The sequence below is a fragment of the Mesorhizobium sp. M0019 genome (assembly GCF_040323975.1).
Lineage (GTDB): Bacteria > Pseudomonadota > Alphaproteobacteria > Rhizobiales > Rhizobiaceae > Mesorhizobium.
Genome location: NZ_JAMYVK010000014.1, coordinates 112,382 through 135,444, shown reverse-complemented (window position 1 = coordinate 135,444; position 23,063 = coordinate 112,382). Strand labels below are relative to the sequence as shown.

At 63.2% G+C, this 23,063-nt stretch carries 27 protein-coding genes and 1 riboswitch; of the genes, 17 read left to right on the top strand and 10 right to left on the bottom strand.

The genetic code is table 11. From position 1 onward, the window contains the following. Nucleotides 1–319: 319 nt before the first annotated feature. The 4 genes from NKK47_RS13200 to NKK47_RS13185 all read right to left on the bottom strand — a co-directional run bounded on the left by NKK47_RS13200 (nucleotide 320) and on the right by NKK47_RS13185 (nucleotide 2,818). A complete protein-coding gene (locus tag NKK47_RS13200; protein WP_352454667.1) occupies nucleotides 320–1,231 on the bottom strand; it encodes a phosphatase PAP2 family protein in 912 nt (303 codons plus the stop codon). Between the two features lie 305 nt (nucleotides 1,232–1,536). Beyond that, nucleotides 1,537–1,707: a hypothetical protein gene (locus NKK47_RS13195; protein ID WP_352454654.1), complete on the bottom strand. Its 171-nt coding sequence runs from the start codon at nucleotides 1,705–1,707 to the stop codon at nucleotides 1,537–1,539. After that, nucleotides 1,708–2,175, bottom strand: a complete 468-nt coding sequence (locus NKK47_RS13190; RefSeq protein ID WP_352454653.1) for an RtcB family protein — start codon at nucleotides 2,173–2,175, stop codon at nucleotides 1,708–1,710. Further along, nucleotides 2,132–2,818 (bottom strand): RtcB family protein, encoded by a 687-nt coding sequence (locus NKK47_RS13185; RefSeq protein ID WP_352577111.1) that lies wholly within the window; start codon nucleotides 2,816–2,818, stop codon nucleotides 2,132–2,134. The genes NKK47_RS13190 and NKK47_RS13185 overlap by 44 nt, the downstream gene beginning before the upstream one ends. A gap of 144 nt (nucleotides 2,819–2,962) precedes the next feature. Here NKK47_RS13185 and NKK47_RS13180 point away from each other — a divergent pair, with 144 nt between their 5' ends. The 4 genes from NKK47_RS13180 to NKK47_RS13165 all read left to right on the top strand — a co-directional run bounded on the left by NKK47_RS13180 (nucleotide 2,963) and on the right by NKK47_RS13165 (nucleotide 6,028). Further along, entirely contained in the window at nucleotides 2,963–3,280 is a 318-nt protein-coding gene (locus tag NKK47_RS13180) for an ArsR/SmtB family transcription factor (RefSeq protein WP_023676569.1), read from the top strand. Then, nucleotides 3,277–3,759: an SRPBCC family protein gene (locus NKK47_RS13175; protein ID WP_254818127.1), complete on the top strand. Its 483-nt coding sequence runs from the start codon at nucleotides 3,277–3,279 to the stop codon at nucleotides 3,757–3,759. The genes NKK47_RS13180 and NKK47_RS13175 overlap by 4 nt, the downstream gene beginning before the upstream one ends. A gap of 345 nt (nucleotides 3,760–4,104) precedes the next feature. Next, nucleotides 4,105–5,502 carry a magnesium transporter gene (mgtE, locus tag NKK47_RS13170; RefSeq protein WP_502894205.1) on the top strand — a complete coding sequence of 466 codons (1,398 nt, stop codon included), beginning with the start codon at nucleotides 4,105–4,107 and terminating at the stop codon, nucleotides 5,500–5,502. Nucleotides 5,503–5,641: 139 nt separating this feature from the next. Further along, a complete protein-coding gene (locus tag NKK47_RS13165; RefSeq protein ID WP_023676566.1) occupies nucleotides 5,642–6,028 on the top strand; it encodes a MerR family transcriptional regulator in 387 nt (128 codons plus the stop codon). A gap of 19 nt (nucleotides 6,029–6,047) precedes the next feature. Here NKK47_RS13165 and NKK47_RS13160 read toward each other — a convergent pair whose 3' ends face one another. The 3 genes from NKK47_RS13160 to NKK47_RS13150 all read right to left on the bottom strand — a co-directional run bounded on the left by NKK47_RS13160 (nucleotide 6,048) and on the right by NKK47_RS13150 (nucleotide 8,981). Continuing rightward, the gene (locus NKK47_RS13160; RefSeq protein ID WP_352577109.1) at nucleotides 6,048–6,554 is read right to left on the bottom strand and encodes a methyltransferase family protein; all 507 of its coding nucleotides are present in this window, start codon (nucleotides 6,552–6,554) and stop codon (nucleotides 6,048–6,050) included. 16 nt (nucleotides 6,555–6,570) lie between these two features. Further along, a complete protein-coding gene (locus tag NKK47_RS13155; protein WP_352577108.1) occupies nucleotides 6,571–7,569 on the bottom strand; it encodes a heparan-alpha-glucosaminide N-acetyltransferase in 999 nt (332 codons plus the stop codon). A gap of 218 nt (nucleotides 7,570–7,787) precedes the next feature. After that, a complete protein-coding gene (locus NKK47_RS13150; RefSeq protein WP_352577106.1) occupies nucleotides 7,788–8,981 on the bottom strand; it encodes an aromatic ring-hydroxylating oxygenase subunit alpha in 1,194 nt (397 codons plus the stop codon). A 141-nt stretch (nucleotides 8,982–9,122) separates the two neighbouring features. Further along, a riboswitch (cobalamin riboswitch) is annotated at nucleotides 9,123–9,319 on the top strand. A gap of 36 nt (nucleotides 9,320–9,355) precedes the next feature. Here NKK47_RS13150 and NKK47_RS13145 point away from each other — a divergent pair. The 5 genes from NKK47_RS13145 (at nucleotide 9,356) to NKK47_RS13125 (ending at nucleotide 12,254) form a co-directional block, all read left to right on the top strand. Then, nucleotides 9,356–9,535 carry a CbtB domain-containing protein gene (locus NKK47_RS13145; RefSeq protein WP_023676561.1) on the top strand — a complete coding sequence of 60 codons (180 nt, stop codon included), beginning with the start codon at nucleotides 9,356–9,358 and terminating at the stop codon, nucleotides 9,533–9,535. A 15-nt stretch (nucleotides 9,536–9,550) separates the two neighbouring features. Then, on the top strand, nucleotides 9,551–10,333 hold the full coding sequence (locus NKK47_RS13140) for a CbtA family protein (protein ID WP_352577104.1): 783 nt from the start codon (nucleotides 9,551–9,553) through the stop codon (nucleotides 10,331–10,333). Beyond that, entirely contained in the window at nucleotides 10,326–10,847 is a 522-nt protein-coding gene (cobU, locus tag NKK47_RS13135) for a bifunctional adenosylcobinamide kinase/adenosylcobinamide-phosphate guanylyltransferase (protein ID WP_352577102.1), read from the top strand. Before NKK47_RS13140 ends, cobU begins: the two co-directional genes overlap by 8 nt. A 1-nt stretch (nucleotide 10,848) precedes the next feature. Further along, nucleotides 10,849–11,466, top strand: coding sequence for a cob(I)yrinic acid a,c-diamide adenosyltransferase (gene cobO, locus NKK47_RS13130; protein ID WP_023676558.1), 618 nt, complete (start codon nucleotides 10,849–10,851; stop codon nucleotides 11,464–11,466). 473 nt (nucleotides 11,467–11,939) lie between these two features. Next, nucleotides 11,940–12,254, top strand: coding sequence for a hypothetical protein (locus tag NKK47_RS13125; protein WP_352577100.1), 315 nt, complete (start codon nucleotides 11,940–11,942; stop codon nucleotides 12,252–12,254). 27 nt (nucleotides 12,255–12,281) lie between these two features. Here NKK47_RS13125 and cbiB read toward each other — a convergent pair whose 3' ends face one another. Then, nucleotides 12,282–13,253: an adenosylcobinamide-phosphate synthase CbiB gene (gene cbiB / locus NKK47_RS13120; RefSeq protein ID WP_352577099.1), complete on the bottom strand. Its 972-nt coding sequence runs from the start codon at nucleotides 13,251–13,253 to the stop codon at nucleotides 12,282–12,284. On the opposite strand from cbiB, the gene cobD reads away from it, so the two are divergent. Then, complete coding sequence (gene cobD / locus NKK47_RS13115; protein ID WP_352454644.1) at nucleotides 13,252–14,310, top strand: threonine-phosphate decarboxylase CobD; 1,059 nt, start codon at nucleotides 13,252–13,254, stop codon at nucleotides 14,308–14,310. The genes cbiB and cobD overlap by 2 nt on opposite strands. Next, nucleotides 14,307–14,816, top strand: coding sequence for a tyrosine phosphatase family protein (locus NKK47_RS13110; RefSeq protein WP_352454643.1), 510 nt, complete (start codon nucleotides 14,307–14,309; stop codon nucleotides 14,814–14,816). The genes cobD and NKK47_RS13110 overlap by 4 nt, the downstream gene beginning before the upstream one ends. A 156-nt stretch (nucleotides 14,817–14,972) precedes the next feature. Here the strand turns inward: NKK47_RS13110 and NKK47_RS13105 are convergent, their stop codons facing one another. Together NKK47_RS13105 and NKK47_RS13100 are read right to left on the bottom strand one after the other, a co-directional pair. Further along, nucleotides 14,973–15,776 carry a creatininase family protein gene (locus NKK47_RS13105; protein ID WP_352454642.1) on the bottom strand — a complete coding sequence of 268 codons (804 nt, stop codon included), beginning with the start codon at nucleotides 15,774–15,776 and terminating at the stop codon, nucleotides 14,973–14,975. Between the two features lie 57 nt (nucleotides 15,777–15,833). Continuing rightward, nucleotides 15,834–16,217, bottom strand: a complete 384-nt coding sequence (locus tag NKK47_RS13100) for a RidA family protein (RefSeq protein ID WP_352454641.1) — start codon at nucleotides 16,215–16,217, stop codon at nucleotides 15,834–15,836. A 276-nt stretch (nucleotides 16,218–16,493) separates the two neighbouring features. On the opposite strand from NKK47_RS13100, the gene NKK47_RS13095 reads away from it, so the two are divergent. The 6 genes from NKK47_RS13095 to NKK47_RS13070 all read left to right on the top strand — a co-directional run bounded on the left by NKK47_RS13095 (nucleotide 16,494) and on the right by NKK47_RS13070 (nucleotide 22,878). Then, nucleotides 16,494–17,498 carry an ABC transporter substrate-binding protein gene (locus NKK47_RS13095; RefSeq protein ID WP_352577097.1) on the top strand — a complete coding sequence of 335 codons (1,005 nt, stop codon included), beginning with the start codon at nucleotides 16,494–16,496 and terminating at the stop codon, nucleotides 17,496–17,498. 3 nt (nucleotides 17,499–17,501) lie between these two features. Continuing rightward, on the top strand, nucleotides 17,502–18,344 hold the full coding sequence (locus NKK47_RS13090) for an ABC transporter ATP-binding protein (RefSeq protein ID WP_023676548.1): 843 nt from the start codon (nucleotides 17,502–17,504) through the stop codon (nucleotides 18,342–18,344). Continuing rightward, nucleotides 18,331–19,182: an ABC transporter permease gene (locus NKK47_RS13085; RefSeq protein WP_352577095.1), complete on the top strand. Its 852-nt coding sequence runs from the start codon at nucleotides 18,331–18,333 to the stop codon at nucleotides 19,180–19,182. Before NKK47_RS13090 ends, NKK47_RS13085 begins: the two co-directional genes overlap by 14 nt. Nucleotides 19,183–19,375: 193 nt before the next feature. Then, nucleotides 19,376–20,674, top strand: a complete 1,299-nt coding sequence (locus NKK47_RS13080) for a cytosine deaminase (RefSeq protein WP_352577093.1) — start codon at nucleotides 19,376–19,378, stop codon at nucleotides 20,672–20,674. Continuing rightward, nucleotides 20,674–22,071 carry an FAD-binding oxidoreductase gene (locus NKK47_RS13075; protein WP_352577117.1) on the top strand — a complete coding sequence of 466 codons (1,398 nt, stop codon included), beginning with the start codon at nucleotides 20,674–20,676 and terminating at the stop codon, nucleotides 22,069–22,071. The genes NKK47_RS13080 and NKK47_RS13075 overlap by 1 nt, the downstream gene beginning before the upstream one ends. 225 nt (nucleotides 22,072–22,296) lie before the next feature. Continuing rightward, on the top strand, nucleotides 22,297–22,878 hold the full coding sequence (locus tag NKK47_RS13070) for an NAD(P)H-dependent oxidoreductase (protein WP_023676544.1): 582 nt from the start codon (nucleotides 22,297–22,299) through the stop codon (nucleotides 22,876–22,878). The last annotated feature ends 185 nt before the right edge of the window (nucleotides 22,879–23,063 follow it).

Below are 23,063 nucleotides of genomic sequence, written 5' to 3'. Positions count from 1 at the left end.
CTATCGGAGGACAGCCAGCCGGCCAGATGTTCGAACATCGCCGCCACATCTCAGGTGGCCACCGCTTCCGCGATTACTTCATGTTCGTTCTTCGGCCCCAAACGCGACATTGGTTCGGCGAGAACAGCTCTTGGCGTTGCGGCGTTGCATCTCGACCGCACCATTAAATTCGAAAGCGGAATCTCTTGCCCGTTGAATTCGAGCACGGCAGGGAGCGTCCTTGTCAGGGCACGTGCTGTTTGCCTGATTGCGGTCGCGAGTTTGGCTTATGCGAAATGGCCATCGGCGGGCATGGCCATCTATCGACAAGCGCACATAACTATTCGCGCACCAGGCGTCCGGTCGCCCACCAGATCACCGATACAACAACGATCGATGCGTAGCCGTCCACGGCATAGTGCCAGCCAGTGAACACCGATCCGTACAGGATCAGGGCTGCAAAGGTCCAACCCAGAACGCCAAGCCAGCGATTGATCGATGACAGCAAATAGGCGTTCAATGCGGCAAAGGCGACATGCATGCTTGGCATGGCCGAGATGCCGCCGCCAAGACTTGGCCGGCCGCTCTGGTAAGCCATCAGGAGATATGCCGCGGGTTCCCGCATCATGTAACTATGGTCCAGCCTGTCCAGGGCCGCATTCAATCCGTGGAAGCGATCCACGCCGACAAAGTGGTGGTAGTAAACCGGTCCGACCGATGCCAGCGCCAGGGCCAAGACCGTTCCGAGGACGGACAACGTCAGCGCTGCTGCGCAGAGATAGCGGATGCGGGCAATCTCGTCCGACCAGAGCGACACGAAAAGGATGGTGCCGAACCACTGGTAAAACCAAATGACTTCATAGCTGTTGAAGACGACGAACGACCAATTGTTGCTGTCGAGCTTATGGACGATCTCCCATGGCGGCATCCCGTGCAGCCATTCATCAGCGTCGGCCAACCAGTTGTCGGCATAGTATGGGACGACGGACGGGATGGCGATCTTGTAGGTAGAGAACGCGGTCAAGCTGGCAAAGAAGAACAGCAGCACCAGCAGACAACTGCGCCAGCGCCCTTGAACCAAATCCAATGCGTAGCGAACCGGTTGCCGCCGGCCATGGATTAGCGCGGCACAGCAGACGCCACCGATAAACAACACCGGAATGCCAACAAGAAACTTGTGAGAATAGATTGAGGCTGACGTATAGAATACTTCTGGATATAATGCAGATGCGCCTAAAACGTATGTCGCCATGAACAAGGAGAGGCGCAATTGCCATATGGCGGAGGGCCTGTAGCGAGAGGCTTCCGTGGTTAGGGCCAAACCAATTTACCCGTTCTTAACGTTTCGCCGGAGAGACACGTACACCGATAAGGTAAAAACCTTGCCGCCAGGTTTACTTTTCCCCGGTGGTCGACATTTGCCGGCTCGAGACATGGTCGTGCCGGTCAGAGGTAAGGTAGTTGTGGGTCGGCAGTCGCTTGGCAAAGGAGTTCAAGACGACGTCGGCGGAAGCACTCGGCTTTCCGCTCGGTAGCGTTCCGCCATTTTCCGATGTTTCATTTCTTGTTTCTCCACGGCATATCCTTTTCCCAATTGCCTGCCATGATCGAGCCGTAGGGATCGACAAAGTCCTGGATGGTCGCCAGGCCATGCTTCTCGATTTGGCCGATGACCTGTTTGGCGCTCTTGTAGGCCGCCGGCAATTCGGAGAGGTCTGGTCTTCCCATCTAAAACCGGATGTCCAACCCGCGCGTTTCCGCCTTGAGAACGTCGTCGAGTTCCCGCGAGCCGATCACGTCGCGCAAGTAGCGGGTTCTGCTCATGTTTCGGCCGGCACCATGAGGGGAGAAGCCAAGCGACGCCTTTTTGTCGGTGTGGCCTGTGATCAAGACCGGCTCGCTCATATTCATCGGGATCAGCGTACGGCCATCGTCGTCGGCCGAGAAGCGAGAGAACGAAGGCGTTGCGCCTTTGGCATGATAGAAGAGCCCGTCGTCCCGGCGAAAGACGAAGTTGTGCTCGTTCCAGAACCGATCGACAATCTGGTTGCCAAGGACGCCCTGAACGCGGTCATGGATGCGGAAATGGTTTTGCTTGGTCCACTCGCGAATGATTTGCAGTGCTTCCCAGTATGCGCGGCCTTCGTCGGTCTCAGCCTCGATCCACGCCGCCCCGGAAGGCGTTTTTGGCGACACTATGTCCGGTCGACCTGAGATGACCGACATAGAGGAAATGATTGCCGTCGCCCTGCGTGCCCATGTTGCTGTCGCCGATAGGCACAATGTCGGAAAGGAAGCGGTTCGACTTAAACCGCACGGCAAGTTCCCGCGACATGTCCCAACCACGCCGATCCTTGCGCCCGCCGGGCCCGAAATGCGTTACGTCGAACGCCGCATCGAGTATCTTCTTCGGATCGTCGTTCCTCTTGAACACCGTGATCGCCATCGAGCAGCAAATATCGGCCGAATGGAAACCGGGGTGGATGGCGTTTCTCGCTGCCACGACACCGCCGACGGGAATGGTTCCTGCCGGACATGCGTCAGGCATGACGACCCCGGACACGACTGTTGGTGTGCGCAGGAGGGCATCCATGGCCTCGACCACCAGGCCAAGGTTTTCGCGCTCGACATCGTTTTCCGGCTCGAGGAAAACGCTAAACGCCAGCGCATTGGTCATCGGCATCATCTCGACCGGCAACAGTGTTTGCAGATAGGCGAAGATGTCGTCCTGCGAGCGTCCTTCGCGTTCCATGCGTTGCGCGTCGGCGATGGCGCCCGGAAACCACTTGCCCGGCTTAAAACCCCACTGGATGAGTTCCTTGCCGGTGATCACGGCCATCTCCTGTCGTCAAAAAGATCAGGCTGATTAGCACGCTGCCCGAACGCGCGCACCACCTGAGCTCGGGGCCGAACCGGCCGGGCGTTTAAACATAGTCCACCGCTCCCTGTTTGACTTATCATAAGTTTTAGCTTATCATAAGTCATGATTTATGATTATGCAGGAATGGTGGCCTTGGCCGATCCGACGCGCCGCAAGGTGTTCGAGCTCATCGCCGATCGGCCACGCTCGGTCATCGATCTGACGCGAGTGCTTCCGGTCTCGCAGCCGGCGGTATCGCAGCACCTCAAGGTCTTGAAGGAAGCCCGGCTGGTCCGCGCAGAGCCGAAAGGTGCCAGCAACATCTATCATCTCGACCCGCATGGGCTCGGCGAGATGCGTGCCTGGCTCGACCGCATGTGGGGCGATGCGCTCGACGCCTTCAAACGGGAAGTCGACAACAGCAAGGAGAAGAGGAAATGACGACCATGATCAAGCCCGCGCCGGTCAGGAAGTCGGTGACGGTGGAGGTGCCGCTCGACAAGGCATTCGATGTGTTCACCACAGGATTCGGGCGCTGGTGGCCGGCTTCGCACTCGATCGGCAAATCCGCCCTGACGACCGCGGTGATCGAACCGAAAGCCGGCGGCCGCTGGTACGAGATCGGCGAGGATGGGTCACAATGCGATTGGGGCGAGGTTCTCGCCTGGGATCCGCCGTCCAGGCTGACGCTCGCCTGGCGCATTGGAGCCGGCTGGCGCTACGATCCGGCATTGCTGACCGAAGTCGAGATCCGCTTTGTCGCGCTCGGCGAGAACGCGACGCGTGTGGAACTCGAGCACAGGCTTCTGGAGAACATGGGCGAAACCGCAGAGGCGATGCGCGAGGCCTTCGAATCCGAGGGTGGCTGGAGCGGTCTCCTGGACCGCTATGCGGCTGAGGCCAAGCGCCACGCCGCCTGATCGGGAAGCCTTCCAGTCCAATACCAGCGAGGCCCTCGCACTGTCGGCCTCGCCGTTTTTGAATCAGTGTCGATCTGCCCATCTGGTTGACCGGGGGGATACGCTGCCCTTTACCTGCCGCCGCGAAGGTTTGCAGCGCCGCAGGTTTGTAGAACGTCCTCTCCTCCTACCATCCGGTATGCGCCGCGTCGTTTGGACGCGCGAACGGCGCTGTAGCAATTTGTCGTTGTGCATGGTCCTTTCGCAAAATCGATTCCGATTGTCAGGGTCATGCGTTAGACCTGACAGGCACCTTATCCGGAAATCCGATGGCGGGAGGCGCTGGTGGAAGGCCAGGACGAACAGATGACCGGCGCCAGGGCCGCCGAGGAGCGCCGCGCCGACATCTATGACGAGGACGGCGTCATCCTGTCGTCGTTCCTCGCCCAGATCGGTGCCGCGATCGCCGATCGCGATACGCTGACGCTGAAGCGTGAAGTCGACGATCTGCACCAGTCGGAACTCGGCCACCTGCTCGAGGCCCTGCACCCGGAACAGCGACGCGCGCTGGTCGAATTGCTGGGCAAGGATTTCGATTTTTCCGCGCTGACCGAGGTTGACGAGGCGATTCGCCGCGACATCGTCGACAGTCTGCCCAATGCGCAGATCGCCCAGGCGGTGCAGGATCTCGATTCCGACGACGCGGTCTACATTCTCGAAGACCTAGACCAGGAGGACCAGGACGAGATCCTGTCGCAGCTGCCGTTCACCGAGCGGATCAGGCTGCGGCGTTCGCTTGACTATCCCGAAGAGACCGCCGGCCGCCGCATGCAGACGGAGTTCGTCGCGGTGCCGCCCTTCTGGACGATCGGCCAGACCATCGACTACATGCGCGAGGACAACAATCTTCCCGACCGTTTCAGCCAGATCTTCGTCATCGATCCGAGCTTCAAGCTGCTCGGCGCCATCGACCTCGACCAGATCCTGCGTACCAAGCGCTCGGTCAAGGTCGAAGAGGTCATGCATGAGACCAGGCATGCCATCCCGGCCACCATGGACCAGGAGGAGGCGGCACGCGAATTCGAACAATACGATCTTCTGTCCGCCGCCGTCGTCGACGAGAACGAGCGGCTGGTGGGCGTGCTGACCATCGACGACGTCGTCGACGTCATCCAGCAGGAGGCCGAGGAAGATCTGCTGCGCATGGGCGGCGTCGGCGACGAAGAACTCTCGGACAGCATCTTTTCGACCTCGCGCTCGCGCGTGCCCTGGCTGCTGGTCAATCTTTTGACGGCTTTCCTGGCGGCCTCGGTGATCGGCCTGTTCGACCGCACCATCGAGCATATCGTGGCGCTGGCGGTGCTGATGCCGATCGTCGCCGGCATGGGCGGCAATGCCGGCTCGCAGACCATGACGGTCACGGTGCGGGCGCTGGCGACCAGGGACCTCGACATCTACAATGCCGGCCGCATCATCCGCCGCGAAATCGGGGTGGGCTTCATCAACGGCATCATCTTTGCCATCCTGATCGGCCTCGTCGCTGCTGCCTGGTTCCACGATCGCAATCTCGGCGGCATCATTGCGGCTGCGATGATCATCAATATGTTCGTGGCGGCTCTGGCGGGCATCCTTATCCCGCTGCTGCTCGACCGCTTCAAGATCGATCCGGCTGTGGCTTCGGCGGTTTTCGTCACCACGGTCACCGATGTCGTCGGTTTCTTTGCCTTTCTCGGGCTCGCCACATGGTGGTTCGGCGTGCGCTGAACGTCACCTCAATTGACTTTTACGTAAATGCCATGCGAGGCTTTGAAAGGTGCCTTGTCCGCCGATTCTGGTACGCGCCTGGGCGCCGGCGGCGCCGGCCAGTTGGAACTCGCGGCGTGGCCGGGGCATTGGAGTGACGATGCGGGAATATTATTCGATCACGGAGCTGACCCGCGAATTCGACGTGTCGACGCGGACGTTGCGCTTCTATGAGGACGAAGGGCTGGTGCAGCCGGTAAGACGCGGCCGCACTCGGCTGTTCCGTCCGTCGGACCGGCATCTCATCCGCCAGATCATGCGCGGCAAGAGGCTCGGCTTCTCGATCAACGAGATCCGCGAAATCATCCAGATGTACAGGGAGCCGCCCGGCGAGGTCGGCCAGCTCAAGCTGATGATCAAGCGCATCGAGGAAAAGCGCGAGGATTTGCGCCAGAAACGCCGCGACCTCGAAGAGACCTTGGCCGAGCTCGACCAGGCAGAGGAATCCTGCGTCGAGCGGCTGGTGGAACTCGGCGTCACCACATGAGCGTGGCGTCAGCGCCGGCTCAAATCCAGCGCCGCACCCTTTTGGCGTAGTCCCGGTATTTCTTGCCGAATTTGGCCGTCAGCACCTTCTCCTCGCTCTCGATCGTCAGCTTCTGCGTCAGGAACGCCGCGATGACCGCCAGCGGCAGGAACCAGGCGATCCCAGTGACAAAGGCGAGGCTGACCAGCAGCAGCGTGTTGGCGAGGTAGATCGGGTTGCGGCTGACGGCGAAGGGTCCGGTAGTCACCAGATGGTCAGGCACGCCGTTCGGGTTGAGCGTCGTCTTGGCGCGGATCATGGTGCGGATTGCCGTGAACCAGAGCGCGGCAACCGCCACCAACCCCACAAGGCCGGCGGCGAACAGGATGTCGCCGAGAAGATCGCCGATCCACGGTTGCGGATAGAACAGCCCTAGCGCGACGCTGACGATGATGGCGGCGATATAGATCAGCGGCGGCCATGGGATGTGCCCCAGCTTCGGCTGCCCAGGATTTTGCTGCACGGGTTTCGGGTGACTGTCGCTCATTATTGTCCTCCCTCGATTAGCGCGTTCCCGGTTCCGCCGCCTCGGTTTGGGCGGTGCAGGTGCCGGCGAGCTCGCCAATATGCGCCTTCCACTCCGGGGACTGGTCGTTGCTGTAGAGCCGGTCAAGCGAGGCTTCGCCCTGGAGAGTGTCCAGCATGCAGGCACAATAGCTGGAGCAGAACTCGGTGTCGCGTGCCTGCTCGCAGGATATCTGGCAGGATTTCAGAAAACTCACCTCCCTGGTTTCGGCCTGCGCCGGCATGAATTGCGAAAACAGCCAGACCGAGCCGATCAGCACCGGCTGATGGATCAGATAGAAGGCAAGGCTGTGCCGGCCGATGAAGACCAGCGGATTTGCCCAGCGGCCGGGCGCCAAGGCCGACAGCCGCGTCAGCGCGCCGGAGGTGGCGGCGAGCTTGGTAACCGCGATGCCGGCAAGTACGGCGCCGAACCAGGGCAGCAGCGGAACGTAGTCATTGGAGTGCGGGTTGGTCGCCGACAGGCCGACCCACCACAAAGCCGGATGATCGAAAAGCTCGGATCGCAAGTAGAAAGGCGCAGCGATAACGAGGGCCGCCACGGCAAGCGTCAGCAGCGCCGGGAGGCGCAGGAACGCCAGGCCGAGCAGGCTGGCGAGCGCGATCTCGTGCAATATGCCGAAGAAGATGAAGCCGTCGGGCGTGGCGATGCGGGTGACCAGCGATATTGCGAGCGCTGCCCCGGCAACCATGGCGAAGCGCTTCCAGAAGCCGGTCCAGCGGATTTTCTTGCCATGGGCGAGATAGAGGCTGATGCCGACGAGGAACAGGAAGCTCGAGGCGATGCAGCGCGCGTAGATTTTCCACCAGCCGAAGGCGGTGAGGCCGGGATCGGTGTAGCCGAAGAATTCGAGGTCCCAGGTGAAATGATAGCTCGCCATGGCAAGCAAAGCGATGCCGCGTGCAATGTCGATAACGGCGATGCGCTTCGACTTCGGTTGATCCTGAACGGCTGCGCTCGGCGTGTCGATGCTCATGGTCTCGCTGTCTTGGTTCAGCCCCGGCAAGACGACTATCACGGTTGCCACCGTCAAAAGAAGCAGGGCCTTGCGTCGCGTTGGTACCGGTCGGCATCAGAGCTGCTTTAGGCCAGAGCCGGAAAGCCTTTGGCCGGCGTGCTGGCGTTTTTCGGACTGGGCGCGGTTTTCGCGACACTCGGCCTGCTGGCGGCGGCCTGCGGCTTCGTCACCTGGCGCTATCTGCCCAAATCGCTTTGATGTTCGAGCGCCGCATGGCGCTCGCGCACCCAGTTGTGGAAGCGGTGCAAGTCGTATTCCTCGGGCATCAGTACGCCGGCCTTGTGGCGCATCGAGCGCAGGCCCATCTGGTTGACCTCGCAGATATCAGCATCCTCCTCCAGCACCTGGGTACCGAAGGCGACGATGTTGTCGATATCGGCGGCCGGATCGGCGAGCGCTTCGGGCGAAAAAAGCCATTCGGCGGTAAGTTCGGTCTGCTCCGGCCCAAGCGGCACCAGCCGCACGGTCCTGACATAGTCGACATGGCCGACGACGAACATCGACGGCATGCTGGTGGCATAGGTCTGCCCGGCGGCACGCTCGCCCGGCGTCAGGCCGGAAAAGACCGAGCCGTGGACGCGCCCGTCGCGCGACCAAGTTTCGGCCCCGGCCCGCAAGCCGCCGGCAAATTCCGGCGCGTCATTGTCGGCGTGGCGCGCCCATTCGGGGTCGTCGTGCCGGCCCATCAGGCCGCGGCCATAGATCGGCACCAGCCGCGACAGGTCCTTGTGGACGCCGGGGCAGTGCAGGCACTCGTTGAAATTTTCCCAAAATACCTTCCAGTTGCAGTTTATCACCTTGCGCAGCACATGGCCGCTCAGCAGCGTTTCCAACGGCCAGTTGGCGAGGTTGCCGGATGCCGGATCGAAGGATGTTTCAGCCGAGCCGGCAGCGTCTTCCGCCAGATTGACGAAGACGAAACCGCGCCACACCGAAAGCGCGACCCGGTAGAGCGGATGATCGGCCTTGTCGAAGCCGTCCGGCAGCGATTTCGACGGCACGCGCACCAGATCGCCGTGCAGCGAATAGGACCAGGCATGGTATGGGCAGGTGATGAGCCGCGCCTTCAGCCGTCCTTCGCTCTGCTGGCAAAGCTGCGAGCCGCGATGCCGGCAGGTGTTGTGGAAGGCGCGCAACTCGCCGGTCTCGTCGCGCAGCACGACGACCTCCTGCGTGCCTATGCGGAACGTCCTGAAAGCCAGCGGCTGGGCAAGGTCGGCCTCGCGGCAGACGAGCAGCCAGTTGCGATACCAGATGGCCTCGAGATCGCGCTGATAGGCCGCGATGTCCCAATAGGCTGATGACGGCAGCGTCGGCTCGGCCCGCGTCAGGCCGTTGTAGGGACCGCGCTCATTCGGGCTGGGTTGCATGCCGGCTTCCTCCCCATCCGCCAGCCGACACCCGGCTGCGAAAATTGTCAATCGCGGCGCCGGCCGACCGGGCTTGGCGAGGCGGCGCATTCGCCACACGATCCGGCGGAATTTGGTTTGCCGGGCGCGGCGATTCTGCCTATAGTCGCTGATGTCGTCGGTTCCGTTTGGAACCAAGAGGGAATGCGGTGAGGGCAAGTTGTTTGCCCAATGCCGTGGCTGCCCCCGCAACTGTGTGCGGTAGTCCTCTCCATATGCCACTGAAGGTTCGCCTTCGGGAAGGTGGGGAAGGGCGCTGATCCGCGAGCCAGGAGACCTGCCGGCGACAGGAAACTGACTTCTATGCCCTCGGGTGGAGGGCGAAAGGACAAGACATGAATACCGCTTCCGTTTCGCTCGGCGCTTCCGCCTCCTCGCAGTCGCGTCTCATGCAGCTGGCGCTTGCTGCATTCCTCGGCATTTTCGTCATGGGCTTTGTCGGCTTCTCGCATATCGATGCGGTCCACAATGCCGCGCACGACTATCGCCATTCGATGGGCTTTCCCTGCCACTAACAAGGGGCTGACATCATGACACTGTTTCGCAACGTCGTGTTCATCGCGGCGATCGCAGGGCTTGTGGCCGGCGTGGCTCTCGCCTGCATGCAAGCCTATGCCACGGTGCCGCTCATCCTAAAGGCGGAAGTCTACGAACAGGCCGGCGGCGGCCATGACCATGCCGCGGCACCTGCGACACCGGCTGAAAACGCCGCGGGCATGACGGCTATGAGCAGCGCCGCGCCGGCACCGGCTGAAGCAATGGCTCCGGCGGAAGACGAAGGCTGGGCGCCGGCGGACGGTTTCGAACGCTTCGGCTTCAGCGTCGTTGCCAATATCGTCACCGGCATCGGCTTTGCGCTGGTCCTGGTTGCGGTTTCGGAATTCGCCGGCGGCATCGGCAATTGGCGCCAGGGCCTGTTCTGGGGGCTGGCCGGCTTTGCCGCATTCACGCTGGCGCCGGGCCTCGGCCTGCCGCCGGAACTGCCGGCGATGCCGGCGGCCGACCTTGTCCAACGCCAGATATGGTGGTGGGCAACAGTGGTGGCGACAGCGGCCGGTCTCGGCCTTATCGTCTTCCGCAGATCGCTGCCGCTGGTGGCTCTTGCCGTGGCGTTGATCGTTGCGCCGCATATCGTCGGCGCGCCGCAGCCCGATAGCTTCGAGACGGCGATCCCGGAAGGCCTGCACCACCAGTTCGTGGTGGCGGTGACGCTGACCAATCTGGTGTTCTGGCTGGTGCTCGGCGCGGTCGTCGGCGTGGTGCGCGGACGCTTCACGGGCACGGCGACCAGCCTGCGCGACAGCTTTGCCTGACCGCGCTGCCGGGGCACTGACCCTGGTCATCGGCGGTGCGCGCCCCGGCATGAGCGCGCATGCCGAGAGCCTGGTGACGGTCGGCCCGCCGCCTTGGAGCTATATCGCCACGGCGCAAGCCTATGACGACGAGATGCGCCAGCGCATCGCGCTGCACCGCTCGCGCCGCGGCGCCGGCTGGACGACCATCGATGCGCCGCTCGACCTTGCCGGCGCGATCGGAGCGCTGCCTGACGGCCAGCCGGTGCTGATCGACTGCCTGACGCTGTGGCTGACCAACCATATGCTGGCCGACCATGATGTCGAGGCCGAATGCCGGAGGCTGGCCGATGTGCTGTCGCGGCCGCGTGGGCCGTGGTTCGTGGTGTCCAACGAGGTCGGCCAGGGCATCGTGCCGGACAATGCGCTGGCAAGACGGTTTCGCGACGCCGCCGGCCGGCTGAACCAGGACGTCGCGGCTGTTGCCGGCACCGTGCTTTTGATGGTGGCGGGGCTGCCGCTCAAGGTGAAATGACATGGCTGATACTATCGATCCCAAGGACGAGGAACGCCACCGCGCCAAGATGGCCAAGCGCAAGGCGGTGCAGGACGCCGAGGTCGCGGCCAAGACGGTCGAGAAGGGGCTGCTGATCGTCAACACCGGACCGGGCAAGGGCAAGACCACGGCTGCCTTTGGGCTGGCGCTCAGGATGCTCGGCTATGGCAAGCGCGTCGGCGTCGTTCAGTTCATCAAGGGCAAATGGCACACCGGCGAGAAAGACGCCTTTGCCGCCTTCGGCGACCGTGTCGTCTGGCACGCCATGGGCGAGGGCTTTACCTGGGAGACACAGGACCTGAAGCGCGACATCGCGGCGGCCGAGGCTGCCTGGGCGAAAGCGCTGGAGCTGATGGCCGAGCCGTCGATCAGCCTCGTGGTGCTCGACGAGCTGAACATCGCGCTGCGCTACGACTACCTCGATCTCGAAAAGGTGGTCGCGGCGCTGAAGGCGCGTCGCGAAGGCCTGCATGTCGTCGTCACCGGCCGCAACGCCAAACCGGCACTGGTCGAGGCGGCCGATCTGGTCACCGAGATGGGCGTGACCAAGCACCACTTCTCCGCCGGCGTGAAGGCGCAGCAGGGGATCGAGTTCTGAGGGGGTTGCTGGGGAGGCAGAGGCGCGGTGTCTCGACCTCTCAAGATTTGGGTTCCTCGCCCGCCGCGAAGGGGGGAGAGGTGGTCGCGAAGCGGCCGGAGAGGGGCTTTCGTAGAGCGCGGTTCCCCTCTCCGTCTCGGCTTCGCCGAGCCACCTCTCCCCACTTTCGTGGGGCGAGGAACCCAAGCTGGAACTAAGCTGCGAACCTTCAAGGCTGAAGGCGCCCTATTTTGTTCTTGCTTTGTGCCGGCAGCTATGCTACTAATTTCGGTATGGTGCTAATTGGCTCCAACGACCCGCCGCATGGTGGGTTTTTGTTTCGCCTGGGATCGGGCGAAGATCACAACAGAATTACGACCGTCGAGATTACCCCAAACAGTGCGATCAGCAGAAAGTCGGCGATCCGGTAGAGTTTCAGTGCCGCCGGATGTCAGGGATAGAGTTCTGGTCGCTTGCGAAGCTGGAGATTGTTCGTGGACCAGGCGGTAATCGTCTATCTTATTCTCAATGATGGTCAGTTTGGTGCCGCTGACGAACGCGAATCCATTTATGCGCTCGAGAATCGGCTAGAGAAAGCTATCGAGGATGCATCGGTCGGCGAGTTTGACGGTGACTTGTTTGGTGAAGGCGAATGCATCCTCTACATGTATGGGCCAAACGCTGAACGACTTTTTGTCGTAGTCGAACCCTTATTGAAATCTTCTCCCGTAGCTGCCGGTGGGTACGCGATCAAAACGTTTGGCGTGGAAGCCGATCCGAGCGCAAAGGAAGTCCGTGTTACCTGGTAGGTCGGGTTTGCCGACCCATTCGGACGTTCACGCGGCGATGACGATCACCGCGACCACGCCGAACAGCGCGATCAGCAGTAAGTCGGCGACGCGGTAGAGTTTCAGCGCCCGTCGGATGTCGGTGCTCTCGACATCATCGCGCCGGCCGCCTTCGCCCATCAATGCGTCTTCGACCATGACGCCGTCATAGGAACGGGGGCCGGCGAGCGCCAGGCCGAGCGCGCCGGCCATCGCTGCTTCCGGCCAGCCGGCATTGGGCGAGCGGTGTTTTTTCGCATCGCGCCGCACGGCGTGCCAGGCGCCCTTGGCGTCGGCGCCCTTGACCAGGAAAGCGGCGAGTACGATCAGCAGCGCCGTCAGCCGCGACGCCGGCAGGTTGATCCAGTCGTCGAAGCGCGCAGCCGCCCAGCCGAAGGCTTCGTGGCGCGGAGTGCGGTGGCCGATCATCGAATCGGCGGTGTTGGCGGCCTTGTAGGCGACGCCGCCGGCGAGCCCGCCGATACCGATCCAGAAGGCCGGCGCGACGACGCCGTCGGAGAAATTCTCGGCCAGGCTTTCGATCGCGGCGCGGCAGACAGCGGCCCTGTCGAGCTTTTCCGGATCGCGGCCGACGATCCTGGAGACGGCAATGCGGCCCATATCCAGTCCGCCGCTGTCGAGTGCGTCGGCGACCGCTTCGACATGCTCGGCCAGGCTCTTCTGCGACAGCAGCGACGTCGCCAGGATTGCGGTGATCAACAAGCCGACGGGAATGCTCCAAAGCAAGGTTTCGAGCCAGAGGGCGAGGGCGGCCGGCACCAGCACGATCACCAGCAGCGCGACGACGCCCCAGCGGCGACGGTCCGCGTCGGAATCAGTGGCGCGGTTGAGCCTGCGGTCGAGAAAGGATATCAGCCTGCCGAACCAGGTGACGGGATGGCCAATGGCATCGAAGAGCCGGGCCGGGTAGCCGAGTACAAGTTCGATGGCCAGCGACAGGAAAGTGATCAGGATCGGCATGAAGTCTCTTGATGGAGTGACGGCGGCAGTGGACCACGGCGGAAGCCTTGGCCGGGCGAGGGCGCTTTTCCCTCACGCGCCGCTGCCTTTCGTCGACCTCTCGACCGGGATCAATCCGCACTCCTACCCGCTTTTCGATTTGCCCGCCACCGCCCTGTCGCGATTGCCGGAAACAGCGCGCAGCCGCGACTTGGCTGAACTCGCGGCAAGCGCCTATGGCGCCCCGTCGGCGGCGAATGTCGCAGCGGCGCCCGGCACGCAGATCCTGTTGCCGCGCGTCGCTTCCCTGGTCAGCCCGGGCACGGCGCTGGTGCTCGGGCCGACTTATGCCGAGCATAGGCGGGCAGCGGCGATCGCCGGCCATGCGGCGGCTGAAGTCGATGATTTCGAAGCCCTGGCGGCGGCCGACCTTGCCGTCGTCGTCAATCCCAACAACCCGGACGGGCGCGTCGTCGAGCGCGAAAGATTGCTTCGACTTGCCGGGACATTACGCGCCAGAGGTGGGCTGCTGGTGGTCGACGAGGCCTTCATGGATGTCGGCCCGCGCAGCGAAAGCCTGGCCGGCGACGTCGACCAGGGCGGCATCGTCGTGCTGCGTTCGTTCGGTAAGTTCTTCGGCCTGGCCGGCCTGCGGCTTGGCTTTGCACTGGCCGATGCGCTGACGGTCGAGCGGCTGGAGGCGCAATTCGGGCCATGGGCGGTTGCCGGGCCGGCGCTCGAATATGGCATAAGGGCGCTTGCCGATACCGGCTGGCAGGCCGGGATGCGGCGCCGTCTGGCCGAGGATGCCGCACGGCTCGATACGCTGTTCGGCCGCTTCGGCGTGCCTGTCGCCGGTGGCACCGCGTTGTTCCGCTATATCAGGCTGGCGGGCGCCGCCGGCCTGTTTTCGGTGCTCGGCCAGCGCGGCATCCTGCTTCGGCATTTCGCCGGCCGGCCGGATGTGCTGCGCGCCGGCCTGCCGGGAGCCGACGAAGAATGGCGGCGGCTCGAATCGGCGCTTGCCGGCTGGGCCTCGCGGCGCGACGATGATGCCAAGGGAGAAACTACCCAATGATCCACGTCTGCTCGCTGTCCAAAGTCGAGGAAACGGTAACGAAGACCGGGGCCGAGCGGCTGCTTTCGCTGCTCGCTGCCGGAACGGAGGTGATGCGACCGGCCTCGATCACCAGGGAAAACCATCTGCATCTGGTCATGCACGACATTGCGGTAGCGCAGGAGGGCATGACCATGCCGGGCGAGGAGCATGTCCTGAACCTGCTCGATTTCGCCCGCCAATGGGATCGGTCGCGGCCGCTGGTGGTGCATTGCTATGCCGGCATCAGCCGCTCGACCGCCTCGGCCTATATCATCGCGGCAGCGCTGGCGCCGAAGCGCGATGAGGCCGAGTTGGCCGAGACGCTGCGCAGGCTGTCGCCCACCGCGACGCCCAATCCGCGGCTGATCGCAATTGCCGACACGCTGCTCGATCGCAGGGGCCGGATGATCGAAGCGATCCAGGCGATCGGGCGCGGCGCAGATGCTTTCGAAGGCACGCCGTTTGCCTTGGGGATCGATGGCTAGAATCGGCCCATCGAGACGGCGCGGCAATCGTGGATCGCCGCACTCTTCGGCCACGGTAACGGCATAGATCCTAGGGTCTCCGCGACGTAGCGGAGACCCTAGGATCCATGCCGTTACATCTGAGCGTCCAAGCCTTCGCTGAATATCAACACAACCCTACGCCAACCAATCCGCCAGCTTTGCCTTGCCCACGTCCCTCAGCAGGCCGATGAAGCCGTCGGCCTGATGCTCGGCGGTCAGCCGGCCTTTTTCGGCGGTGGCAATGCTGGCGTCGCCGACCACGCCATTCGGGTTGAGGTCGCTGGCGATCCAGGCGAAGGCGTGCGTTCCGGTGTGGCGCAGCAGCGAAAATTCCTTTTCGGCGCGGGCGACCTTGGACACGAAATTGTCGGCCTTCCCCATATCGACGAGGTCGGGCCGGAAATGCAGCATCAGCGAGGTCTCGACGTCGCCGCCATGAATGCCGTGGCGGTCCTCGAGCTCGGTGTACATGCCGGCCGGCCGGCCAAAACGCTGCCAACTGGTCTTTACCGCCAGCATCTTTGCCCGCACGCGCAACTCGCGGGTGACGATGCCCATGATCTCTTCATTGCCGCCATGCGAGTTCACGACAATCAGTTTTCGGACGCCGGCGCGCGCGACCGACAGGCCAAGTTCGGTCCACGCCTCGACCAAGGTCGTCGCCGGCAGGGTGAGGGTGCCCGGTGCGTGCAAATGTTCGTTCGACTTGCCCACCGCCTGGACCGGCAGGATGCGGATGTCGAGATCGCCGGGCAGGCGCGCGATCACCGTTTCCAGCATGCCGTTCATGATCGAGGTGTCGGTCGAGACCGGCAGATGCGGGCCGTGCTGCTCAATCGCCGCCAGCGGCAGAACGGCAATGGTCGCCTCAGGATCGACGGTCGCGTATTCGGTGGTCCGGTAGTCACCCCACCATACGCGTTTTTTTGCAGCGGTCATGTCATGCCCTCTTGAACCGACAAGCCCAGACCTAACGCGGGAACGATCGGCTGTCGATCATCCCGCCGCGATGACCTCGATCTCGATCTTGAATTCCGGCCGGGCAAAACCAGAAACGATCATCAGCGTCGAGGCCGGCGCAGGGCTGGCGAACAGCCGGTCGCGAACCTCCATGTAGGGGCGCAGGAAGGCGCGGTCGGTGACGTAGGCGTTGATGCGGACGATGTCGGACAGGCTGAGCCCGGCCTCGCCGAGAATCGCCGATATGTTCTGGAAACAGAGCTCGGCCTGTGCGCCGGCCTCTTCGGGGATCTGGTCGTCCGGGGTGATTGCGACCTGGCCCGAACACAGCACCAGCCGCTTGCCGGGCGGCAGTTCGACGCCATGGCTGTAGCGGGCGAAGGGCGGCTTGATCGACTTCGGCGTGAGAAATTTGAACATGGCAATCTCCGTTCACGGCAGCCTAAAGCGGGATCGATGCGGGCATCAAGATGGCGGTGCATGTCACGAGGGCGATTGTGGACAGGCGATCAAAAAATAGGCACGATGCCTTTCGTACAGCATGACCCGTCCGGCCTTCGCGCCGCCATTGCTCAGGCGGGCATTGCACAAGCGGGCGGTCCCGGCGCAACGCGCCGGTGGCATGTGTCTTGCTTCTTGAAACAATGGTGTCGAGCCCGGCGCGTGACGCGCCGGAGCGAACAAAGGGTGGTGTGGATGTACGGAAAACTCAAGATTTCGGCGGGCGCGACCGTGCTGCTTGGCGCAGGCACGCTTGCCGCGGCAGCGAACGAAAAAGTCACCTTCGGCACCAACTGGCTGGCTGAGCCGGAGCATGGGGGTTACTACCAGGCCGTGGTGGACGGCACCTATGCCGCCTGCGGCATCGACGTGACGATCATGCAGGGCGGCCCACAGGTCAGCGGCCGGCCGCTGCTGCTGGCCGGCAAGATCGATTTTTACATGGGCGGCAATCTGCTGTCGGCCTTCGATGCCGTGCAGCAAGGCATACCGATGCGCGTCGTGGCGGCCGACTTCCAGAAGGACCCGCAGGTCATCATGTCCCATCCCGGGCAGGGGCTGGACAAATGGGAAGACCTGAAGAACGCCGAGCAGTACATCCTTGGCGACGAAGGTGCGCAGACCTTCTTCCAGTGGATGGTCACCGACCTCGGCTTCGATGCCGCCAAGCGCGCGCCCTACACCTTCAATCCGGCGCCGTTCATCGCCAACAAGAAGTCGATCCAGCAGGGTTACGTCACCTCGGAGCCATTCGCCGTCCAGAAGCAGGGCGGTTTCACGCCGAACCAGTTCCTGCTGGCCGACTATGGCTGGGACACATATGCAACGACGGTCGAGACCATGCAGGAGACGGTCGACAAGCGGCCCGAGGTGGTCCAGTGCTTCGTCGATGGCTCGGCCAAGGGCTGGTACAATTATCTCTACGGCGACAACAAGGCCGCCAACGAGATGATCAAGAAGGAAAATCCGGATATGACGGATGAGCAGATCGCTTTCTCGATCGAGCAGCTGAAGAAGTTCGGCGTGGTCGATTCCGGCGACAGCGAAAAGCTCGGCATCGGCGCCATGACCGATGCGCGCATCCAGAGTTTTTACGACAAGATGGTCAAGGCCAAGGTCACGCCGGCGGGCATCGACATCAAGAAGGCCTACACGCTGGCCTTCGTCAACAAGAGCGTCGGGCTCGACCTGAAGAAGTAGGCCGTGAAGCTGGAGAAAGTGGCGCAACAGCCAGGAAGCGTATCGGGGCCGACGCTGTTGGCGCTGCGTGGCGTCGGCAAGGTTTTTTCCAACGGCGTCACCGCGCTCAGCAATGTCGAGCTGACGATCCGGGAAGGCGATTTCCTCAGCCTGCTCGGACCGTCGGGCTGCGGCAAGTCGACGGCGCTGCGGCTGATTGCCGGCCTGTCGACGCCGACCTCGGGCGTGCTCGACTGGCGCGGCAGCGGCGCCCTCGAGCGTTCGAATATCGGCGACCGTTCAAATATCGGCTTCGTCTTCCAGGAGCCGACGCTGCTGCCCTGGGCCGACGTCTTCGACAATGTCTGGCTGCCGCTGCGGCTGAAGGGCGTGTCGCGTGCCAAGGCGGCGCCGGCGGTGATGGAGATGCTGGCGCGGGTTCACCTGACCGGCTTCGAGAAGGCGGTGCCGCGCGAACTGTCGGGCGGCATGAAGATGCGCGTCTCTATCGCCCGCGCCATGGTAACCAAGCCGCGCATTCTGTTGATGGACGAGCCGTTCGCCGCACTCGACGAGATCACCCGCTTCAAGCTCAACAACGACCTTCTGGAGCTATGGCAGGATGAGCGTTTTACCGTCGTTTTCGTCACCCACAGCGTCTTCGAAAGCGTATTCCTCTCCAACCGCATCGTCGTCATGGCGGCGCGGCCGGGCCGGGTGTTTGCCGAGCTTGCCGTCGATGCATCCTACCCGCGCGACGAGGCGTTTCGCACCTCGCCCGACTATGCCGCGCTCTGCCGCCAGGCATCCGACGTGCTGATCGGCGCCATCAACTCAACTGCCGGACCGCATCATGACGGCCATTGAAGAACAGATCCCGGCGCTCGACCCGGAGGAGGCGCGCCGCGTCCGCCAGGAGCGCTTCGAGCGCATCGGCAGATGGCTGCTGCCGCTGGCGATCATGATCCTGGCGATCTGGCTGTGGGACCGCGTCTGCGTCTGGAACGACATCCCGAAATACATACTGCCGCGCCCCGGCGTGGTGCTGCAAACGCTGCACGACGATGCCGGGCTGCTGTTCTCCTCGCTGCTGGTGACACTCAGGATCACCTTCTTGAGCCTGCTTCTCGCCGTGGTCGGCGGTGTCGGGCTGGCAGTGCTGTTCGCTCAGTCGAAATGGGTGGAGATGTCGTTCTTTCCCTTCGCCATCGTGCTGCAGGTGACGCCGATCGTCGCGATCTTTCCGCTGATCAACATCTATGTCGACAACCAGACGACGAAGCTTTTGCTTTGTGCCTGGATCGTCGCCTTCTTCCCGATCCTCTCCAACACCACGCTCGGCCTCAACTCCGTCGACCGCAATTTGCGCGACATGTTCAAGCTCAACGGCGCCACTCGCTGGCAGCAATTGCGCTATCTGCGCCTGCCGGCCGCGATGCCTTATTTCCTCGGCGGGCTGAAGATCGCCGGCGGCCTGTCGCTGATCGGCGCGGTGGTGGCCGAGTTCGTCGCCGGCGCCACCGGCCAGTCGTCCGGCCTCGCCTCGCGCATCATCGAGGCCGGCTACCGGCTCAACGCACCAAGACTGTTCGCGGCGCTGATCCTGATCTCGCTCACCGGCATCCTGATCTTCCTGGTGCTGTCGCTGATTTCGCATCTCATTTTGCGGCGCTGGCACGAGAGCGCGCTGAGGCAGGAGCGATAGAAATGTTGGAGGAAGGCACCCCCCTCTGTCCTGCCGGACATCTCCCCCTCAAGGGGGGAGATTGGATGCCATCCAGGATTTCGCCAATCGCCAACGTTGCAAGACGAACACCATCGGCGAAGCTGCCAATCTCCCCCCTTGAGGGGGAGATACCAAGTAGTGGTAAAGAGGGCAGGACAGAGGGGGGTAGGCCTTGATACCGGCTTCTGGTTCCTACCATCTCGCCAAGGTTCGGCTTCATGCCTCACTTACGCCGGGCTTTTCCGGAGCCTTCGATACCGACGGGTTTGGGCTCGCCGATATAGCAATCGCCGATGGCAAGATCTCCGGGATTACGGCGCATCGATCCAACGCACCGGCGGACGCCACCGACCTCGGCGGCCGCATCGTGCTGCCGTGCTTCGTCGATTGCCACACCCATATCGACAAGGGCCACATCTGGCCTCGAAAGCCCAACCCGGACGGCACCTTCATGGGCGCGCTGAACGCAACGGGCGCCGACCGGGCGGCGCGCTGGAGCGCCGACGACGTTGCCCGCCGCATGGATTTTTCGCTGCGCTGCGCCTACGCGCATGGTACCAGGGCGCTGCGCACGCATCTCGACAGCGTCGCGCCGCAGGAAGAGATCTCCTGGCCGGTGTTCGAGGCGATGCGGGAGAAATGGCGCGGCCGCATCGAGCTGCAGGCGGCCTGCCTGCTCGGCATCGAAGGCGTGCGCGACAGGAAATGGTTCGAGAGGCTGGCCAAGCGGGTGGCTGCCGCCAAGGGCGTGCTCGGCGTCGTCACCTATATGGTGCCGGATCTCGAAGAACTGCTCGACCAGGTGTTCGCGCAGGCGATCAAGCACGGCCTCGACCTCGATTTCCACGCCGACGAGACCGACGATGTCTCGGCGATCTCGCTGAAGAAAATCGCCGAAGCAGCCCTTTGGAACGGTTTTGACGGGAACATCCTGGTCGGCCATTGCTGCTCGCTGGCGCGCCAGCCCGACCTCGACGTGCTCGACACGCTGGACAAGGTCGCCAAGGCCGGCTTGGCGGTGGTGTCGCTGCCGATGTGCAATCTCTATCTGCAGGACCGGCGAGGCGACAGGACAACGCCGCGCTGGCGTGGGGTGACGCTGCTGCACGAGATGAAGGCGCGCGGCATTGCCGTCGCCGTCGCCTCCGACAATACGCGCGACCCGTTCTACGCCTATGGCGATCTCGACATGCTGGAGGTCTATCGCATGGCGACGCGCATCCTGCATCTCGACCATCCCGTCGCCGACTGGCCGCAAGCTGTCACCGCAACGCCGGCCAAGGTGATGCGGCTCGATGGTTTCGGCACGCTTGCCGCCGGAGCGCCGGCCGATTTCGTCGTCTTCAGGGGGCGAAGCTGGACGGAATTGCTGTCGCGGCCCGAATCGGATCGCATCGTCGTGCGCGACGGGCATGCGATCGAGCGCCAGCTGCCCGATTATGCCGAACTCGATGATCTGATGGTGGAATGATGGATATTGCGGCGCTCAAGCGCGACCTGGACGGCCTCAAGGTCGATGACCATCCGGCGATCGTCCAGCAGAAGAGCCGCGACTTCTACTGGTACAGCCCGGTGCTGAAGCAGCAGCTCGAGCACGTCACCGGCGACCTGATCGTGACGCCGAAAACCGAAGACGAGGTCGTCCGCATTCTCGCCGCCTGCCACCGGCACGGCGTCCCGGTGACGCCGCGCGGCAGCGGCACCGGCAATTACGGGCAGGCGATGCCGCTGTCCGGCGGCGTGGTGCTCAATCTCGCCGAGATGAACGCGGTCGAGATGATCGCGCCGGGCCGCGTCGTCACCGGCCCCGGCGCCGTGCTCGCCGACATCGACAGAGCGACGCGGGCGCATTCCGGCCAGGAGCTCCGCATGTCGCCGTCGACCTACAACACCGCATCGATCGGCGGGTTCGTCGCCGGCGGCTCCGGCGGCATCGGCTCGATCCGCTGGGGCGGACTGCGCGACCTCGGCAACGTCATCCGGCTGAGGACCGTGACGATGGAGGCTGAGCCGCGGGTCATGGAGCTCACCGGCGAGGACGTGCTGAAGGTCATGCACGCTTACGGCACCAACGGCATCATCACCGAAGTCGAGATGCCGCTGACCGCCAGCTATGACTGGACCGACGTCATCGTCGGCTTCGACGATTTCATGGATGCGGCCGGCTTCGGCAACGATCTCGCCATCCAGGACGGCATCCTGGCGAAACTGATCACGCCGATCGCAGCACCCATCCCCTACGATTACTTCAAGCGCCACCAGCGGTTTTTCCGGCGCGGCCAAAGCATCGTCGTCTTGATGATCGCGCCGCATGCGATGGATGCCTTCCTCGCCTTCACGGCGCGCAGTAAGGGCGAGATCGTCTTTCGCGCCGACAAGGAGGCCGATCTCAAGGGGCTGCCGCCGGCCTATGAGCTGACCTGGAACCACACGACGCTGCGTGCCATCCGGGTCGATCCGACGATCACCTATCTGCAGACCCGCTATCCGTCGCCGGACCACCTCGGCCACGTCAAGGCGATGGTCGACCGCTTCGGCGACGAGGTGCCGGCACACCTTGAATTTATCCGCTTCGATGGCGCCATCGGCATCGCAGGGCTGCCGCTGGTCCGCTTCACCACGGCGGAGCGGCTGGACGAGATCATCCGCATCCACGAGGACAATGGCTGCTGGATCTTCAACCCGCACCGCTACACGCTGGAAGAAGGCGGCATGAAGCGCACCGACGAGGTGCAGCTCGCCTTCAAGCGCGAGACCGACCCGCAAGGGCTGCTCAATCCGGGCAAGATGATCGCCTGGGAGAACCCGGACTATGATTATCGCTCGGGCAAGTCGTTCCTGTTCAAGGGACTGGAGAAGGCGGGTTGAGACGATGACGGGCGTGTGGCGCTGTACCCCCCTCTGGCCTGCCCTCTTTGCCACCACTTGGCATCTCCCCCTCAAGGGGGGAGATTGGCAGTTCCATCGTCTCGACCATCTTCCAACGTCGTCAACTGGCGAAAGCGATACTGACAGCCGATCTCCCCACTTGAGGGGGAGATGCCCGGCAGGGCAGAGGGGGGTGCTTGGTGCCGACTTGCGAGATGTTCTCCTGTGAACGTCTTCGTCCTCTACGCTCATCCTGTGGAGACCAGCTTCAACGCCGATCTGCACCGGACGATCATCGAGCGGCTGAAGGCCGCCGGCCATGTCGTCGACGACTGCGATCTCTATGCGGAGGGTTTCGATCCCAGGCTGACGCGGGCCGAACGGCTGTCCTATCACGACGAACGCAGCGACGGCGATCCGGCGTCAGCCTATGTCGAGCGCTTACTGCGGGCCGAGGCGCTGGTGCTGTCGTTTCCGGTGTGGAACTTCGGCTATCCGGCCATTTTGAAAGGCTTTTTCGATCGCGTCTTCCTGCCCGGCGTGTCGTTCAAGCTGGTCAACGGCAAGGTGCAGCCGTCGCTGCACAACATTCACAAGGTCGCGGCGGTCACCACCTATGGCGGCAGCCGGTTCCGCGCCATGCTGATGGGCGACCCGCCGCGCAAGCTGGTCAATCGGGTGCTGCGCGCCACCATCAAGCCTGGCGGGTCGGTCTCCTATCTCGCGCATTACTCGATGAACCTGTCGACGAACGAGACGCGGACGAAATTCATCGCGAAGGTCGCTGCCAAGATGGACGCGTTCTGACGCGGGAGGGGACTTTTCCTTCTCCCCTTGTGGGAGAAGGTGGATCGGCGCGTAGCGCCGAGCCGGATGAGGGGTGCTGGAAGAAACGCGGCGTGGGAAGATTGGGACGGGAGCGCTAAACGCTAATTCCGTTGAGGTAGCGATCCTTCCAACACCCCTCATCCGACCGAGCTTCGCTCGGCCAC

Bases quoted from the DNA above. Each gene is read 5' to 3' on its own strand.
- NKK47_RS13200 (WP_352454667.1), bottom strand. From the start codon at position 1,231: ATGGCGACATACGTTTTAGGCGCATCTGCATTATATCCAGAAGTATTC.
- NKK47_RS13195 (WP_352454654.1), bottom strand. From the start codon at position 1,707: ATGGGAAGACCAGACCTCTCCGAATTGCCGGCGGCCTACAAGAGCGCC.
- NKK47_RS13185 (WP_352577111.1), bottom strand. From the start codon at position 2,818: ATGGCCGTGATCACCGGCAAGGAACTCATCCAGTGGGGTTTTAAGCCG.
- NKK47_RS13180 (WP_023676569.1), top strand. From the start codon at position 2,963: ATGATTTATGATTATGCAGGAATGGTGGCCTTGGCCGATCCGACGCGC.
- NKK47_RS13175 (WP_254818127.1), top strand. From the start codon at position 3,277: ATGACGACCATGATCAAGCCCGCGCCGGTCAGGAAGTCGGTGACGGTG.
- mgtE (WP_502894205.1), top strand. From the start codon at position 4,105: ATGACCGGCGCCAGGGCCGCCGAGGAGCGCCGCGCCGACATCTATGAC.
- NKK47_RS13165 (WP_023676566.1), top strand. From the start codon at position 5,642: ATGCGGGAATATTATTCGATCACGGAGCTGACCCGCGAATTCGACGTG.
- NKK47_RS13160 (WP_352577109.1), bottom strand. From the start codon at position 6,554: ATGAGCGACAGTCACCCGAAACCCGTGCAGCAAAATCCTGGGCAGCCG.
- NKK47_RS13155 (WP_352577108.1), bottom strand. From the start codon at position 7,569: ATGAGCATCGACACGCCGAGCGCAGCCGTTCAGGATCAACCGAAGTCG.
- NKK47_RS13150 (WP_352577106.1), bottom strand. From the start codon at position 8,981: ATGCAACCCAGCCCGAATGAGCGCGGTCCCTACAACGGCCTGACGCGG.
- NKK47_RS13145 (WP_023676561.1), top strand. From the start codon at position 9,356: ATGAATACCGCTTCCGTTTCGCTCGGCGCTTCCGCCTCCTCGCAGTCG.
- NKK47_RS13140 (WP_352577104.1), top strand. From the start codon at position 9,551: ATGACACTGTTTCGCAACGTCGTGTTCATCGCGGCGATCGCAGGGCTT.
- cobO (WP_023676558.1), top strand. From the start codon at position 10,849: ATGGCTGATACTATCGATCCCAAGGACGAGGAACGCCACCGCGCCAAG.
- cobD (WP_352454644.1), top strand. From the start codon at position 13,252: ATGAAGTCTCTTGATGGAGTGACGGCGGCAGTGGACCACGGCGGAAGC.
- cbiB (WP_352577099.1), bottom strand. From the start codon at position 13,253: ATGCCGATCCTGATCACTTTCCTGTCGCTGGCCATCGAACTTGTACTC.
- NKK47_RS13110 (WP_352454643.1), top strand. From the start codon at position 14,307: ATGATCCACGTCTGCTCGCTGTCCAAAGTCGAGGAAACGGTAACGAAG.
- NKK47_RS13105 (WP_352454642.1), bottom strand. From the start codon at position 15,776: ATGACCGCTGCAAAAAAACGCGTATGGTGGGGTGACTACCGGACCACC.
- NKK47_RS13100 (WP_352454641.1), bottom strand. From the start codon at position 16,217: ATGTTCAAATTTCTCACGCCGAAGTCGATCAAGCCGCCCTTCGCCCGC.
- NKK47_RS13095 (WP_352577097.1), top strand. From the start codon at position 16,494: ATGTACGGAAAACTCAAGATTTCGGCGGGCGCGACCGTGCTGCTTGGC.
- NKK47_RS13085 (WP_352577095.1), top strand. From the start codon at position 18,331: ATGACGGCCATTGAAGAACAGATCCCGGCGCTCGACCCGGAGGAGGCG.
- NKK47_RS13075 (WP_352577117.1), top strand. From the start codon at position 20,674: ATGGATATTGCGGCGCTCAAGCGCGACCTGGACGGCCTCAAGGTCGAT.